General features: G+C 70.5%; 13 protein-coding genes. 6 read left to right on the top strand and 7 right to left on the bottom strand.

The genetic code is table 11. The features are described from left to right. The first annotated feature begins 30 nt into the window (after window positions 1–30). Window positions 31–936 carry a TIGR03564 family F420-dependent LLM class oxidoreductase gene (locus FB559_RS33575; protein ID WP_141960953.1) on the top strand — a complete coding sequence of 302 codons (906 nt, stop codon included), beginning with the start codon at window positions 31–33 and terminating at the stop codon, window positions 934–936. Window positions 937–1,358: 422 nt separating this feature from the next. Here the strand turns inward: FB559_RS33575 and FB559_RS33580 are convergent, their stop codons facing one another. Beyond that, on the bottom strand, window positions 1,359–2,471 hold the full coding sequence (locus tag FB559_RS33580) for a hypothetical protein (RefSeq protein ID WP_221640313.1): 1,113 nt from the start codon (window positions 2,469–2,471) through the stop codon (window positions 1,359–1,361). Window positions 2,472–2,705: 234 nt separating this feature from the next. Between FB559_RS33580 and FB559_RS33585 the strand changes: the two genes are divergently transcribed. Further along, the gene (locus FB559_RS33585; protein WP_141960954.1) at window positions 2,706–3,299 is read left to right on the top strand and encodes a DUF421 domain-containing protein; all 594 of its coding nucleotides are present in this window, start codon (window positions 2,706–2,708) and stop codon (window positions 3,297–3,299) included. A gap of 19 nt (window positions 3,300–3,318) precedes the next feature. On the opposite strand, the gene FB559_RS33590 is transcribed toward FB559_RS33585, so the two are convergent. Further along, window positions 3,319–3,771 carry a group II truncated hemoglobin gene (locus tag FB559_RS33590; RefSeq protein ID WP_141960955.1) on the bottom strand — a complete coding sequence of 151 codons (453 nt, stop codon included), beginning with the start codon at window positions 3,769–3,771 and terminating at the stop codon, window positions 3,319–3,321. A 125-nt stretch (window positions 3,772–3,896) separates the two neighbouring features. Here FB559_RS33590 and FB559_RS33595 point away from each other — a divergent pair, with 125 nt between their 5' ends. Further along, window positions 3,897–4,535 (top strand): TetR/AcrR family transcriptional regulator, encoded by a 639-nt coding sequence (locus tag FB559_RS33595; protein WP_141960956.1) that lies wholly within the window; start codon window positions 3,897–3,899, stop codon window positions 4,533–4,535. Here the strand turns inward: FB559_RS33595 and FB559_RS33600 are convergent. Both FB559_RS33600 and FB559_RS33605 read right to left on the bottom strand, forming a co-directional pair. Next, complete coding sequence (locus tag FB559_RS33600) at window positions 4,525–5,340, bottom strand: carbohydrate ABC transporter permease (RefSeq protein WP_141960957.1); 816 nt, start codon at window positions 5,338–5,340, stop codon at window positions 4,525–4,527. The two genes, FB559_RS33595 and FB559_RS33600, sit on opposite strands and share 11 nt — an antisense overlap. Next, a complete protein-coding gene (locus FB559_RS33605) occupies window positions 5,337–5,663 on the bottom strand; it encodes an ABC transporter permease subunit (RefSeq protein ID WP_141960958.1) in 327 nt (108 codons plus the stop codon). The genes FB559_RS33600 and FB559_RS33605 overlap by 4 nt, the downstream gene beginning before the upstream one ends. Before the next feature lie 14 nt (window positions 5,664–5,677). Between FB559_RS33605 and FB559_RS33610 the strand changes: the two genes are divergently transcribed. From FB559_RS33610 to FB559_RS33620, 3 genes are all read left to right on the top strand, one after another. Next, a complete protein-coding gene (locus tag FB559_RS33610) occupies window positions 5,678–7,243 on the top strand; it encodes a penicillin acylase family protein (RefSeq protein WP_141960959.1) in 1,566 nt (521 codons plus the stop codon). Window positions 7,244–7,393: 150 nt separating this feature from the next. After that, window positions 7,394–8,416, top strand: coding sequence for a PP2C family protein-serine/threonine phosphatase (locus FB559_RS33615; RefSeq protein ID WP_141960960.1), 1,023 nt, complete (start codon window positions 7,394–7,396; stop codon window positions 8,414–8,416). Between the two features lie 424 nt (window positions 8,417–8,840). Next, window positions 8,841–10,091: an MFS transporter gene (locus FB559_RS33620; protein ID WP_141960961.1), complete on the top strand. Its 1,251-nt coding sequence runs from the start codon at window positions 8,841–8,843 to the stop codon at window positions 10,089–10,091. Between the two features lie 42 nt (window positions 10,092–10,133). Here the strand turns inward: FB559_RS33620 and FB559_RS33625 are convergent, their stop codons facing one another. The 3 genes from FB559_RS33625 to FB559_RS33635 form a co-directional block, all read right to left on the bottom strand. Beyond that, a complete protein-coding gene (locus FB559_RS33625; RefSeq protein ID WP_141960962.1) occupies window positions 10,134–10,706 on the bottom strand; it encodes an MBL fold metallo-hydrolase in 573 nt (190 codons plus the stop codon). A 75-nt stretch (window positions 10,707–10,781) separates the two neighbouring features. Beyond that, window positions 10,782–12,002, bottom strand: coding sequence for a L,D-transpeptidase (locus tag FB559_RS33630; protein WP_185792525.1), 1,221 nt, complete (start codon window positions 12,000–12,002; stop codon window positions 10,782–10,784). A gap of 268 nt (window positions 12,003–12,270) precedes the next feature. After that, window positions 12,271–13,917, bottom strand: a complete 1,647-nt coding sequence (locus FB559_RS33635; protein WP_221640314.1) for a thiamine pyrophosphate-dependent enzyme — start codon at window positions 13,915–13,917, stop codon at window positions 12,271–12,273. Between the last annotated feature and the right edge of the window lie 239 nt (window positions 13,918–14,156).

Below are 14,156 nucleotides of genomic sequence, written 5' to 3' on the forward strand. Positions count from 1 at the left end.
AAGGTCTCCGTCTACGTGAGGAGACGACGGATGCGAATCGGAATCGCGGTGGGCGACCTGCGGGGACCGGCGACGCTGGAGGAGGTCGTCGGGCAGGCGCGGACGGCCGCCGGCGCGGGCCTGCACACGGCGTGGTCATCTCAGGCCTTCGGCTGGGACGCCCTCACCACACTCGCGGTGGCCGGTACGGCCGTGCCCGGGATCGAGCTGGGTACGGCCGTGCTCCCGGTGCCCCAGCGTCACCCGCTCGTGCTCGCGAGCCACGCGCTGACCGTCCAGGCGGCGACCGGCGGGCGCCTGACCCTGGGCATCGGGGCGGGCGTCGCCATGATGACCGGAGCGATGTTCGGCCTTCCGGACGACCGGCCCGTACGCCGCATGCGCGAGTACCTGCCGGTCCTGCGCGCCCTGCTGCACGGCGAGAGCGTCGCGCATGAGGGGGAGACGCTCACGGCCGCCGGCGCGGTCGACGCACCGGGCGCGCCCCCGCCGCCCGTCCTGCTCGCCGCGCTCGGCCCGGCGATGCTCCGCGCCGCCGGGGAGCTCGCCGATGGCGCGGTGACCTGGATGACCGGCCCGAGAACCCTCGCGGACCACATCGTCCCTTCGGTGACGAAGGCCGCCGAGGCCGCGGACCGCGCCCGCCCCCGGGTGGTCGCCGGCCTGCTGGTGTGCGTGACCGCGGACGAGGCCGGGGTACGGGACCGCGTCGCCGGACGCTTCGCCCTGGCCGGCCAGGTGCCCGAGTACCGGGCCACCCTCGACCGCGAGGGCGCGGCAGGACCTCAGGACGTCGCCGTCGTGGGAGACGAGGACGCCGTCGCCCGCCAGGTGCGCCGCCTCGCCGAGGCGGGTGTCACGGATTTCCTCGCCGCGCCCTTCGGCGACCCCGAGGAACAGGACCGCACTCTCGGCGTGCTCGCCGGACTGGCCTGACCGCTCAGCCCGGCGACCCCGCCCCCCGGCTCCCGGCGGCCGGGGCGACCCGGCCCCGCGGCCCCCCGGCCCCGCGGCCCCCCGGCCCCGCGGTGGCCCGGCCCCGCGGTGGCCCGGTGGCCCGGTGGCCCGGCGGACGGCGGACGGCGGACGGCGGACGTGAAGTACACCGGCACGACGAGCAACCGTCGGCCTGAACGGCGGCCGGGCCTGCTTCAGCGCCGGCCCGACCACGACCACACTGCCCGACGACCGGGTCCGTGCCCGGCTGCACGAACGGGACCTCCGCCACCCGGGACCTCGGCGGATGCTCGTCCACGCGATGAGTCCCACCGGCAACGCGGACGGCCCGGCGACCCCGTACATGGTGAGGATCGCCGCCGCGACCTTCGATCCCGGGCCGGTGGAGGGATGGCCCGCGCTCACAGGCCGAAAACGCCGCGGAGCTCGGTGAAGAGCGCCTCGTAACCGTCGCGGCCGAAGGCGGCAGTGGCCGCGGAGAGCGCGTCGAGGGCGGCCCGCAGCGGCTCGTCCCTCACGGCGGCGAACAGCGCCGGAACGGCCATCGCCTGCTGTGAGGCGTTGCGCGTGCCGGTCCCGATCGAGGTCACGGTCGTCCGCCGTACGCGAGGGTCGGCGAAGAGCGTCTCCCACACCCGGGCCCGGTCCTCGAACGGCGGCGGGAGGTCTCGTCCCTGGTCGAGTGCGTCCAGCGCGGGCGTGACCCAGTCGAGGTCGGTGAGCCCGGCCTCGGCGTACGCACGGTGCGCGGCCCAGCGTGCGATGGCACGCTGCGTCACGGGATCGGCCGCGGCGATCGCCTCGGCCAGGTCACGGTCGAGCCTCGCCACCGCGCCGGCGTTACCCGTCACTCCGCTTAGCCGCTCGCTCGGCGGCCGTCCGCCCCAGGTGCGCAGTTCACGGGCACGGCGCCGCTCCTCCTCCTGGCGCTTCTGCTCCCGCCGCCGCTGGAGTTCGGCCTCGGCAAGCTCCTGGGGTGTGGGAGGCGGCGGCGGTGGAGGAATATCGCGGGCGACTCCGTGCCAGTACGCCGCGGACTCGCTGGTCTGCCGTACGACGCGATCCGGCTCCGGCGCCGCGGGCCAGAACTGCAGGAGGTAACGGTCGATCTCCGGCTCGTCCTCCCTCCGGGTGTCCGCCGAGTGCGCCGCGTCCATCCCGAGGGCGCAGTAGCGCACCCGGTACGAGGTCCGCGCGAGGTCGAGGTCCCAGGTCGCCTCGTCACCCCACTCGACGAGCGCGACCCGCGCCGACGCGGGCGTGAAGGACGCCTCCACGACCTCCTCCCAGACCTCGTCGAGCGGCGGCGGGCCCTCGTGCAGCTCGACCGTGAAACCGATGCTCCCCGTGTGCAGACCGGTGGTGAGGAACAGCGCGCCGGGGGACGCCGCCCCGCAGAGGCCGTTCGACTGGCCGGCGAAGCATGCCTTCAGCTCGGGGTAGTCCTCGCCGCTCTCGACGTAGATCTGCCGGTAGTGAACGTGCACCTGACCGCTGACGAACGTACGCACCATGCCGTCCTCCCGCCCGCAGAGCCTGCCACCGGGCACCGACAGATCGGCGCGCGGCCTGACGCGCCATCCGCGGCGGTGCCGCGCTGGCGTACCGCGTCGCTCTTTCGACGGCCTCGGTTTCGCGAAGGGCAGGAGATCCGGCCAGAACGGCGCTGCGGGCCCAGTGATCACACGCAGGTCTTGCGATGATGCGAATCCGGAGGTCTTCGCGCTAACCGGTTCTCGAGGAGCGTCATGTGGCACGACATGCTGTCCGTCCAGATCCCCATCGTGGAGAAGGTGCTGCGGACCGTCGCGGTCTACGTGCTCATCGTGCTGCTGTTCCGCGTGGCGGGAAAACGGGGCCTGGCGAACCTCAACACCTTCGACTTCGTGGTGATCTTCCTGCTGTCCAACGTGGTGCAGAACGCGATCATCGGTAGCGACAACAGCCTGCTCGGCGGGGTCATCGGCGCCGTGACCCTCGTCGCCATCAACGCGCTGCTGAACAGATGGCTGGCCGTCGACGAACGCGCCGTACGCCTGCTGGAAGGGACACCGACCACCGTCATCGACGACGGTCTGCTGCTCACCCGGCCGCTCAAACGGCTCGGGCTACGGCCGGGGGAGGTCGAGCACGCGATCCGTGTCCAGAACGGCGAGACCACGGGCGACGTCGCCCTGGGGCGGCTGGATCCCGACGGCCAGTTCATCATCGTGCTCAAGTCGTCCGCACAGAACGCCACCCGCGGTGACGTCGCCGAGCTCGAGACCCGCCTGGCCGCCATCGAGGAGCTGCTGAGCACGCTGGCCGGCCGTCGGCCCGGCGCCCCCCGATCACCCGAGTGAACGAACGGCGACAGGACTTTCACGCACGGTCGGTGTCTTCCGGCCAGGTCCATCGCGGGACCTCACGTAGGGGATGGAGGTCGGCATCGGTTTCGGCGTGGGAGTTCTGCCAGGCGACCTGCGAGCCGAACTCGACGTGGGAGCGGACCGCTTCGCGGAACGGCTCGTCGTCGGGCAGTCCGGCCTCGTCGAGCGCCTCCAGGTACAGCGCCACGAAACGCCTTCGCTGCTCCTCGGTGATCTCCATGTGCCGGTGCGCCTGGATGATGTGGCCGAAGCCCAGCTCCCGGGTGAACCGGTCGGGCCCGCCGAAGGACTCCGCCGTGAACCAGGTCAGGTGTTCGACATGGTGGGGCCGGCGCTCGGGGAACAACGGCTGGAGAACCGGGTCGGCGAGGACCTTCGTGTAGAAGAGCTCTTCCAGCCGGTGCAGTCCGTCATCACCCCCGGCGTGGGTGTAGAGGCTCGGCATTGCAGGACCTCCGTGGCCGCGTGACGACCCGGCCGATGACATTGAACCGTGCACAGTAACTCACGGCACGGGCCGGCGGCGCTACGGCCGTGGGGAAACGGCCGCCTCGATACACTTGCGGGATCATGGACACCACCTCGGCGGAGCAGGGCCGCGCCCGGGGCCGCAACCCGCGTGGCCAGGGTGAACGCCTGCGTGAGGACATCATCGCCGCGGCTCTCCGGCTGCTGGAGGAGCTCGCCGACGACCAGGCGCTGTCGCTGCGCGCCGTGGCGCGCGACATCGGCATCGCCGCGACCTCGGTCTACATCCACTTCGCCGACCGGGACGCCCTCGTGCTCGCCGCCCTGAAGCGCTGTCACGACGATCTCATGCACGACGTCGACCGGGCCGAGGCCACCTCCGCCGACCCGGTGGCCCAGCTGCGCGCCCGTACTCTCCTGCACGGCGAGTGGGCCCACCGGCACCCCGGCCTGTACAAGGTGCTGCACGAGAGCACGCTCAACCAGCGGACCGGTATGCCCTTCAAGAGTGAGCTCGGTGACCGCACCACCGCGATGATCCAGCGGTGCATGGACGCAGGCCTCGCCCCGGCCGGCGACGCCGCGGCCGTCTCGCTGGACCTGCGAGCGGCCGTGCACGGCAGCGTCTCCATGCGTGTCAACCAGCCTGACCTGTCCTGGCCGCCGCTGGACGAACAGGTCGACCGGTTCCTCACCAAACTGGTCGGTGTCACGCTCCCGCCGCCGGCGCTCAGCCCTTGACCGCGCCGGAGAGCATCCCCCGGATGAACTGCCGCTGGAAGAACACATAGAGGCCGACGACCGGCACCGAGATCAGCAGCGCCGCAGCGGCGAGCAAATTGATCTTCACCAGGAAGCGGCCGGAGAACGCGCCGAGCCCGAGTGTCAGCGGCTGGTGCGCGGGGTCGGACACGAGGATCAGGGAGAGGAAGTAGTCGTTCCAGGTCCACATGAAGCTCAGCAGGATCAGCGTCGTGATCGCCGGCCGGGAGATCGGCAGATAGATGCGCCACAGCCTCGTCCAGGAGTTCGCGCCGTCCATCGCGGCCGACTCGCCGATGCCGGCCGGGACGGTACGGAAGGCCGCGCGCATCCAGAAGGTGCCGAAGCCCACCGACATGCCGACGTGGGCGAGGATGATGCCCTGGTAGGTGTCGGTGAGGTGGAACGACAGGAAGTCGTAGTACAGCGGGACGACGATCGACTCCATGGGGATCATGATCCCGAGCAGGATGAGCGGGAACAGCGCCTTCTCGCCCACCACCCCGAGCACGCCGAAGGCGTAGCCGCTCATCACCGCGAGCACCGTGGAGACGACCACGACGCAGCCCGTGATGATCAGGCTCGACTTGAGATAGTGGGTGAAGCCCGCCTGGGTCCAGGCGGTGACGAAGTTCGACCACTGGGCGTGGCCGAGGTCGAGCGTGCCCGTGGTGTTGGGGCTGATCGCGACCCCGAAGATCCACACGATGGGGAACAGCACGCTGACGGCGAGAAGCGTCAGCAGCGTGTAGTTGAAGATCTTTTCTCGCCTGGTGATCGTCATTTGTCATCCTCGGAGAGCCTGACCACGACCAGCGCGACGATCAGGGAGACGATCGCGAGCACGACCCCGATGGCGGCCGCGGCGCCGACGTCGGGGTTGGCGAAGGCGCGCTGGTAGAGCACGATCGTGGGGGTGATGGTGGAGGTGCCCGGCCCGCCGCGGGTGGTGAGCCAGACGATGTCGAACACCCGGATCGCGCCCAGCACCGTAAGGGTCACCACGACGGCGACCTGGCCGCGCAGCCCCGGCAGGGTGACGGCGAAGAACTCACGAAGCGGCCCGGCGCCGTCCACGCGGGCCGCGTCGTACAGCTCCGACGGGATGGACTGCCCCGGCCATGCCCTGGCTCTGGTACCAGGAGGGACTGCACTGCCGCGTCGGCGCGAGCGGTGCGCTCACCGCGGCCTGCCCGTACGACGTCAGCGGCTTCACCTTCTCCGGCGTGCCGGGCGTCGTGATCGGGCACAACCAGCGGATCGCCTGGGGCTTCACCAACCTCGGGCCGGACGTGAGCGACCTGTACCTGGAGCGCGTCAGCGGCGGCACCTATGAGTACAAGGGAAAGCGGGAACCGCTCCAGACCCGGACCGAGCGGATCGCGGTCGCCGGCGCCAAGCCGGTGACCATCACCGTACGGGCGACACGGCACGGCCCGCTGCTGTCCGACGCGATGGACGAGGCGCGCAGGGCCGGCAACGGGCTCGCCGTCGCGCTCCGTTGGACCGCGCTGGACCCCGGCCGAACCGCCGACGCGATCGGGCTGTTGAACGGCGCGCGGAACTGGCCGGAGTTCCGCACCGCCGCGGCGTCCTTCGAGGTGCCCGCGCAGAACCTCGTCTACGCCGACGTGGACGGGAACATCGGCTACCAGGCGCCCGGCCGGATACCGATACGTACGAAGGGGGACGGGACGTCGCCGGCCGAGGGCTGGACCGGGAAGCTGGAGTGGAAGGGTTTCATCCCGTTCGCCGACCTGCCCTCCGCGTACGACCCGAAGCAGGGCTACATCGTCACCGCCAACAACGCCGCCACCGGGCCGGGCTACCCGAACCTGCTGACCAAGGACTGGGCGTACGGGTACCGCGCGGCGCGCATCGAGGAGCTGATCCGGCAGACACCCCGGATGGACGTCGCGGGGATGGGCCGGATCCAGCTGGATGACCGCAACGGGTTCGCGCCGACGCTGGTGCCGCACCTGCTGCGGGTGGGATCCGGCCCGGCGGCGGGGCTGCTGCGCGGCTGGGACTTCACCCAGGGTGCGGACTCCGCGCCGGCGGCGTACTACGACGCGGTCTACCGGCACGTGCTGCTGCGGACGTTCGACGACGAGCTGCCCGACGGCGCCCGCCCCGATGGCGGCGACCGATGGTTCGAGGTGTTGCGGAACCTGCTGGACCGGCCGGACGACCCCTGGTGGGACGACGTGGGCACGGCCGGGGTCAAGGAGACCCGCGACGACATCCTGCGGCTCGCGATGAAGGATGCCGACGGTGAACTGCGCCACCGGCTGGGCGACGACCCGGCGAAGTGGAAGTGGGGCGACCTGCACCGGCTCGAGTTGAGGAACGAGACGTTCGGGGACTCGGGCATCGGGCCGATCGAGTGGCTGTTCAACCGCGGCCCGCTCGAACTGGCCGGGGGCGACTCGCTGGTGGACGCGACCGGCTCGGACGTCCAGACCGGGTACGGGGTCGACTGGGTGCCCTCGATGCGCATGATCGTCGATCTCGCCGACACGGACCGGTCGCGGTGGGTGAACCTCACCGGCGCCTCGGGCCACGCCTTCGATGACCACTACTGGGACCAGGCGAAACTCTGGGCGCGTGGCGAGACCACGCCGATGCGCTCGGCGCCGGAGACGATCCGGCGGGAGGCACGCGAGACGCTCACGCTGACCCCCTGACCATGGGCCGTGCACGACCGCCACGCCAAACCCCGTGTGACGGAAAGAACACGGTCCGACGCGGGAGTGCCGTTATCCTGCGCAAGGGACTGCTGGGGGGCAGGGGGGTGCGTCATCACCGATCTGGGGGGATCCGGGGGGCCAGGACCGATGCTGCGGTGGCTGCCGTTCGTCGCGATGGGCGCGGTCGGTCTTTGCGACATGCTGGCCGGTCCGGACGTGAGGTTCCGGCCGTTGCTCGCGCTCGGCCCGGCGTTCGCGGCGCTGTGGTGCGGAATGCGGCGTACCGCGCTGGTGGGGACGGCGGCGATTCTTCTGAGCGTGCTGCTCAGTTCTTACCATCACGCGCTCGGCAGGCGGCAGAACACTCTGGGCCTCGCGATGCTGGCCGGCATCACGGTCGCGAGCGTCTTCGCCAGCTCCGGACGGCAGAAGCGCGAGCGCGTGCTCGCCGACGTGCGGTCCGTGGCGGAGGTGGCGCAGCAGGTCCTGCTGCGCCCGGTGCCGCGCCGCGTGGGCACGGTGCACGTCGCGGTCAGCTACACCTCCGCGACGGCCGAGGCCCGGATCGGCGGTGACCTGTACGAGGTCGCCTCGACCCGGTCCGGGGTCCGCGTCATCGTCGGCGACGTCCAGGGCAAGGGGCTGGAAGCGGTGGAGACGGCGGCGGCCGTGCTCGGCGCCTTCCGCGAGGCCGCCTACGACGAGCCCGAGCTCACCGGCGTCGTGGCACGGATCGAGACGGCGCTGAGCCGTCAGCTGTCCGGTGAGAAGTTCGTGACCGCGGTCCTGGCCGAGTTCGACGACAATGCCACCGTGACGCTGCTCAACTGCGGACATCCATCACCACTGGTCCTCAGCCAAAGTGGCATCGGGGTCTTCGCCGAGCCGGCCGACGTCGCGCCGCCCCTGGGCCTGACCGAGCTGGTGGACGCTCGGCCCTGTCCGTACACCGTGGAGTTCGCGCCCGGTGACCGGATGCTGTTCTACACCGACGGGGTGGTCGAGGCCCGTGACGGCGAGGGCCGGTTCTATCCGCTGGCCGATCGTTCCGGCCTGCTGAAGGCGGCCGACCCGGAACACGCGCTGGCGGAGCTGCGCTCCGACGTCCTGCGGCATGTGGGCGGGCGTATCACCGACGACGCGGCGATGCTGCTCGTACGCCGCCGGTGAGCACTCCTGGTGCTCGTGTGAACGGTGATGTCTCCTGGAGGGAAGTGCGCTCGACCCGCTTCGCTACTCCTCATGCATGGCAAAGAGCCCACTACTAAGAGTAGTGGGCTACTGAAAGTAATCAGCGCTGGTCATCGGGGGCGTCGAAGAGACTCGCCCCCGGTCCGCCATGCCATTCGATAGGAGCGCGAATGTCGGGGAGAGTACGCGACCATCTTGTCCGGGAGGGGCCGCCGGCGCCCATGATGACGCGATGTCGCCGGGGCGCGCCGGCCGCGAGACCGGCGCCCTCGTCCACGACGCGGCCGGCGAAGCCGGGGTTACCGCCGGGGGCGCGTCCGGGTGACCGGACGGGGGGCGCCCCCGCACGGTCACCGATCCACGCGATGGGCCGGTGGTCCAGGCCCAGGTGTGGAGGTGCCGCATGATCGCCACACTGCGGCAGTTCAGGTCCTTCGGCCGGCCGGCCCAGATCCTGTTCGTCAACGAGATCGGCGTGTCCATCGCCCTTCTCATGCTTGTGCCCTACCTCGCCGACCACCTGGTGCACGGCATCGGGGTCGCCGTATGGATCGTCGGCATCGTGATGAGCCTGCGGCACTTCAGCGAGGGACTCTTCGTGATCGGCGGCACGCTCGCCGACCGCATCGGCTACAAACCTATGATCGTCGCCGGCTGCCTGCTCAAGGCCGGCGGATGCGGGATGTTCGCCATATTCACGAGCCTGCCGTGGCTGATCGCCGCCTCGGTGATCACGGGCATCTCCAGCGCGCTCTTCATTCCCGCGAACCGCGCCTACCTCGCGCACGAGGAGAGCGAGCGGATCGTCGACGCGTTCGCGGTCTTCAGCGTCTGCCGCCGTCTCGGGGTCCTGGTCGGACCGCTCGTCGGCATTCCGCTGGTTCACTTCGGGTTCCGCGCGGTGAGCCTGACCGCGGTCGTGATCCTGGTCGCGCTCGCGGTGGCGCAGTGGCGCCTGCTGCCCGCCGTCGTCGGACCGGAGACCGGTTCGTCCCGGCCCATCTGGGCGGACTGGCGCGAGGCGCTGAGCAACCGGCCGTTCCTGGCGTTCGCCGCGACGATGTTCGCCTCGTACGCGCTCCACTTCCAGGTCACCTTCGGCCTGCCATTGGAGATCCGGCGCATCTCGGGCGGGCACGCCGGCATGACGGCCCTGTTCGTGATCTCCGCCGTGCTCGGCCTGGCTCTGCAGGTACGCCTCATCACCTGGTGTGAGAGGCGATGGACACCGGGACAGGCCATGGTCCGCGGGCTGATCGTCATGGGTGTGGCGTTCGTCCCGATGATGCTGCCGGCGTTGCACGGCCCGACCGTCGTCCGGCTGATGCCGATCCTGCTGTGCGCCGCGACGCTGAGCATCGGGTCGATGATGCTGCATCCGTTCGAGATGGCCACGATCGCCAACCTCGCCGACGGCCGGGTGATCGGCACGTACTACAGCGTGAACAACCTGCTGTCGGGCTTCGGCGGGGTCTTCGGCAACCTGGTCAGCGCGGCCGCGATCAGTCTGTCCCAGACGACGGGGATCGCGAGCCTGCCGTGGCTGGGCCTGCTGCTCCTCGGGCTGTCCTCGGCCGCCTGCCTGAGGCTCGTCGACCGCGGCGACCGGCTGACGCCGCGTCGTCTGCAGCCACAGAACGCGGCGGCGCCGTGAGCGTGCGCGTCGCGCGGGCGTGACGGTGGCACCGCCACTCGTTCACCCCTGCGCGGCGCGCCCGTCCGGGGCCGGCGTGAACGGCGCGCCGTGACCGGGGATGATGAGGCCGGGGCGCAGCGCGAGCAGGCGCTCGCGGGAGACACGCAGCTCGTCCAGGTCCTCGGCGCGCGGGTCCACCTCCGGCCCGTCCGCGGTCCACCACAGATGGGTGGCGGCGACCAGGCCGGTGCCGGTCTCGGCGAGCGTCGTGATGTCCTCGCTCGTGTGCCCGGGCGTGCGCATGAGGTGCACGGACTCCGACAGCGCGAATCCGTCGGCGTCCCGGTCCTCCCACAGGTCACCGGAGTAGATCGCCCAGTGGTCGTGGAACCGCGCCGCCGGGAACAGCGCGGCGTTGAGCGTGTGGTCCGGATGGTGATGGGAGAACACCACGTCGGTGACGTCCCCGACGGCGAAGCCGAGCTCGGCGAGCGGGTCCAGGATCAGTCGCCGGTCCGCCACCATGCCCGGGTCCACGACGGCCACCAGGTCGCCGTCGTGGATCAGCGTGACCGTACCGGCGACGCGGTCACCGGCATAGCCGCAGGTCAGAACGTGAACCGTAGCCGTCATGGCGTCCCCCTCAACCCGATTGACCGAACCCGTGGTCCCTTGATGACCACCACGGGTTCCATTGTCGCGGGACGCTCAGCTGTGCGCGGGGGTGGGGGAGCCGCTCGGGGCGGTCGGCGTGGTCGGCGTGGTGGTGGCCCCTCCGGTCGCGACGGTCGTCACGGGCTTCTTGAGGGCACCGCCCTTGACCCAGGTCTTCCAGGGCATCTGGTAGTAGCCCCAGCCGTTGTTCCACTCCAGCTTCCGCGTCGTCCCGGTGATGTTGATGACGTCGCCGCGCTGGCTGAGTTTGTAGAACCACAGGGCGCCGGCCACCGTCTGCCGGACACAGCCGTGGCTGCAGTTCCGGTTACCGAGGCAATCCCACTCGCCGGGGCTCCGGTGGAGGTACTCACCGCTGTTGCTGATCTGTACGTCGTTCAGCACCAGCTCGTGGTAGTAGCCCGGCTCGTTCTTCTTGATATTGGGCGAGGTCATCCAGACCTCGGGCATTTTGCCCATGGCGAGGTGGACGCCGCTGGTGGTGCGGAAGTCGTTGCCGTGCGAGTCGGCGCCGCCCATTCCGCCGCTGACCGAAATGGTCTTGGCGAGCTTGCCGTCGACGTAGACCTTGCTCTTGTCGGTCTTGAGGCTGACCTTCGCGACGTGCGAGGCGCCGATCTTGAAGGTGCGGGTGAAGTCCTTGGTGCCGTATACCTTGGCGGCCGCGCGTACGCCGGACATGTGGGCCACCAGTGACACCGAGGTGTGCGCGGGCCAGTAGCTCTTGGTGCGGAAGATGACCTGCTGGGAGGTGATCCAGCGCCACGCGCCCTCGACCGGCTTGGTGGAGCGCACCTCCAGGGCCTTCTCGACGGCGCTCTTGTTGGCGACCGGGCTGTCGAAGTTGATCGTGATCGGCATTCCGATGCCGACCGTCTCCCGCGCCGAGGGGATCACGTCGCTGACCTTGACGGACGACGGGGCCTTCATCGTGGTGAACTTGCTCGTCGAGGTCGTGATCTTGCCGCCCGCGTTCTTCGCGGTCGCCGTCACCGTGTAGGTCGCGCCGGGCTTGAGCGTCCACTTGCTCGTCCAGCTCTTCTTGTCCGGCGAGAGCGTGCCCTCGACCTTGCGCCCGCCACCCTGCACGGTCACCTGGTCCAGCACACCGTTGGCGGCCGCGACCTGCACACCCTTGTCCGGGCGTACCTTCTTGACGCCGTTCGCCGGAGTGATCGTCGCAGCGGCGTCGGGTGCCTTGGCGGCCGACTGGCTGGCCGCGCTGCCATCGGAGGAACAAGCCGCTATGGGCATGAGAAGCATCCCGGCCGCGACAGGAGCGACCCAACGAATCGATCGTGTGACATTCATCCTGCGCTGCACCCTGAGATCCCAACTCTGCTGCGACCATGTCGGCTCACCTGGAGAACCTCCGAGCCGTACATGGGATCGACCCCGCACAATCCGGGCATCATACTATCGATCACTGAATGCCGTGCTTAGGGTTTTCTGAGGACACGGAGGGCCATTTCAGCCTCATGTGATACCTCCGGCGATTACCCGCGGTGACGATTCGCGGCCGTCACTTTCCGTCGCGGAGTTGGGTGATGGTGCGCCACACCGAGATCTGTTCCGGATCGGTGCGGATCTCGATGACGGACGGGCGGTCCTGGGTCAGCGCCTCGCGCAGCGCCGCCGGGAATTCGGCGTCGGCGGTGACCCGCGCGCCGAAGGCGCCGAACGATCCGGCGAGCGCGACCAGATCGGGGTTGCCGAGATCGGTGCCGATGGTGCGGGCCGGGTATCGGCGTTCCTGGTGCATGCGGATCGTGCCGTACATGTTGTTGTTGAAGACGAGAGAGATGATCGGCAGCCGGAGGCGTACGGCGGTCTCCAGCTCCTGCACGGTCATCAGGAACCCTCCGTCACCGGACAGGGAGACGACGGTCCGGTCCGGATGGGCGAGCTTGGCGCCGATCGCCGCGGGCAGGCCGTACCCCATCGCGCCCGAGGCCGCGCCGACATACGTGTGCGGCTCGCGGAACGGGAAGAACGCGTGCAGCCAGCCCGAGAAGTTGCCGGCGTCGTTGGTGATCACGGCGTCGCCGGGCAGTGCCTCGCGCAGCATTCTGATGATCTGCCGGTTGTCGACCCGGTCGTCGTGCTGTCCGGGCGGCACGAAGGCGGCCCGCTCGCAGGCGGCGCGGCGCTCGCGTGCCCATGCCGACGGCTCGCGGCGCGGGGGCCCGGCAGCGAGCAGGGCGCCGAGCGCCTCGGTGAGGTCGGCGACGATGCCGAGCTCCACCGGGTAGGCCTTGCCGACCATGGCAGGCTCGATGTCGACCTGCGCGATGCGCTGGGACGGCGCGATCGCGGTGTAGCGCTGCGAGGTGATCTCCCCGAGCCGGGTGCCGAGCGCGAGCAGGACGTCGGCCTCGCGCACGGTCGCCACGATCTCGGGATGCGCGCCGAGCTGCAGGTGGCCGACGTAGAGCGGATGGTCGTTCGGGAACACGTCGTGGCGCCGCCAGGCGGCGACCACCGGAACACCCCACCGCTCGGCGAACTCCAGGAGCCGTCCTTCGGCGCCGCTCAGGCGCACCCCCGCTCCCGCGATGACCAGCGGGCGCTCGGCGGAGGAGAGCAGGTCGTGGAAGGCCTCGACCTCGGAGTCCGACGGGCGCGGGCGGGGGACACGCACGGGCCGGGACGGTGTCTCGTCGACCTCACCGGCGAACACGTCCTCGGGCAGCGACAGCACGACGGGCCCGGGACGCCCGGTGACCGCGAGCCCCAGCGCACGTGACACCGCCTCGGGCACCCGCAGCGGGTCGGCCTCCTCAACGGCGTGCTTGGCCAGCGGGCGGAGGAAGTCGGCGAGCGCGGCCTCCTGGAACGCCTCGCGGCCGCGGTGCCGTGAGGTCACCTGGCCGACGAGGATGAGCAGCGGCGTGGAGTTCTCCCGCGCGGTGTGCACGCCGATCGCGAGGTTGGACGCGCCGACCGCCCGGCCGCCGAGGACGGCGCCGATGCCACCGCTCGCCGCGGCGTACGCCTCGGCCATGAACGCCGCGCCGCCCTCCTGGCGTGCCGCGACGAACTCCATGCCGGGCTCGTCGAGCAGCGCGTCCATGAACATCGTGAAGCTCTCGGACGGAACCCCGAACACGCGGCGCACGCCGTGCTCACGCAGACTGCCGGCGAGGTACGCGGCGACGGTCGTTCCCACAGGTCGCATCTCCTCCCGGGCCGGTCGACTCCGCCGGCCCACCACTCCCATGACTATCAGCACGGCCCGCGCCGCAGAACCCCCGCCGCCGGGTTGTGGACACCGCTTCCGACTCGATCCCGGCCATCTCATCCCTACCGAAATAGGGGATATGGCTGGCCAATAAGCTGACGTCCGCCGCACGGAAACCGGTGTCCATAGTCAGGGTGAAAGGCCCCTGATGCGTCGTCTGTACTTTT

This window comes from Actinoallomurus bryophytorum, from assembly GCF_006716425.1.
GTDB lineage: Bacteria > Actinomycetota > Actinomycetes > Streptosporangiales > Streptosporangiaceae > Actinoallomurus > Actinoallomurus bryophytorum.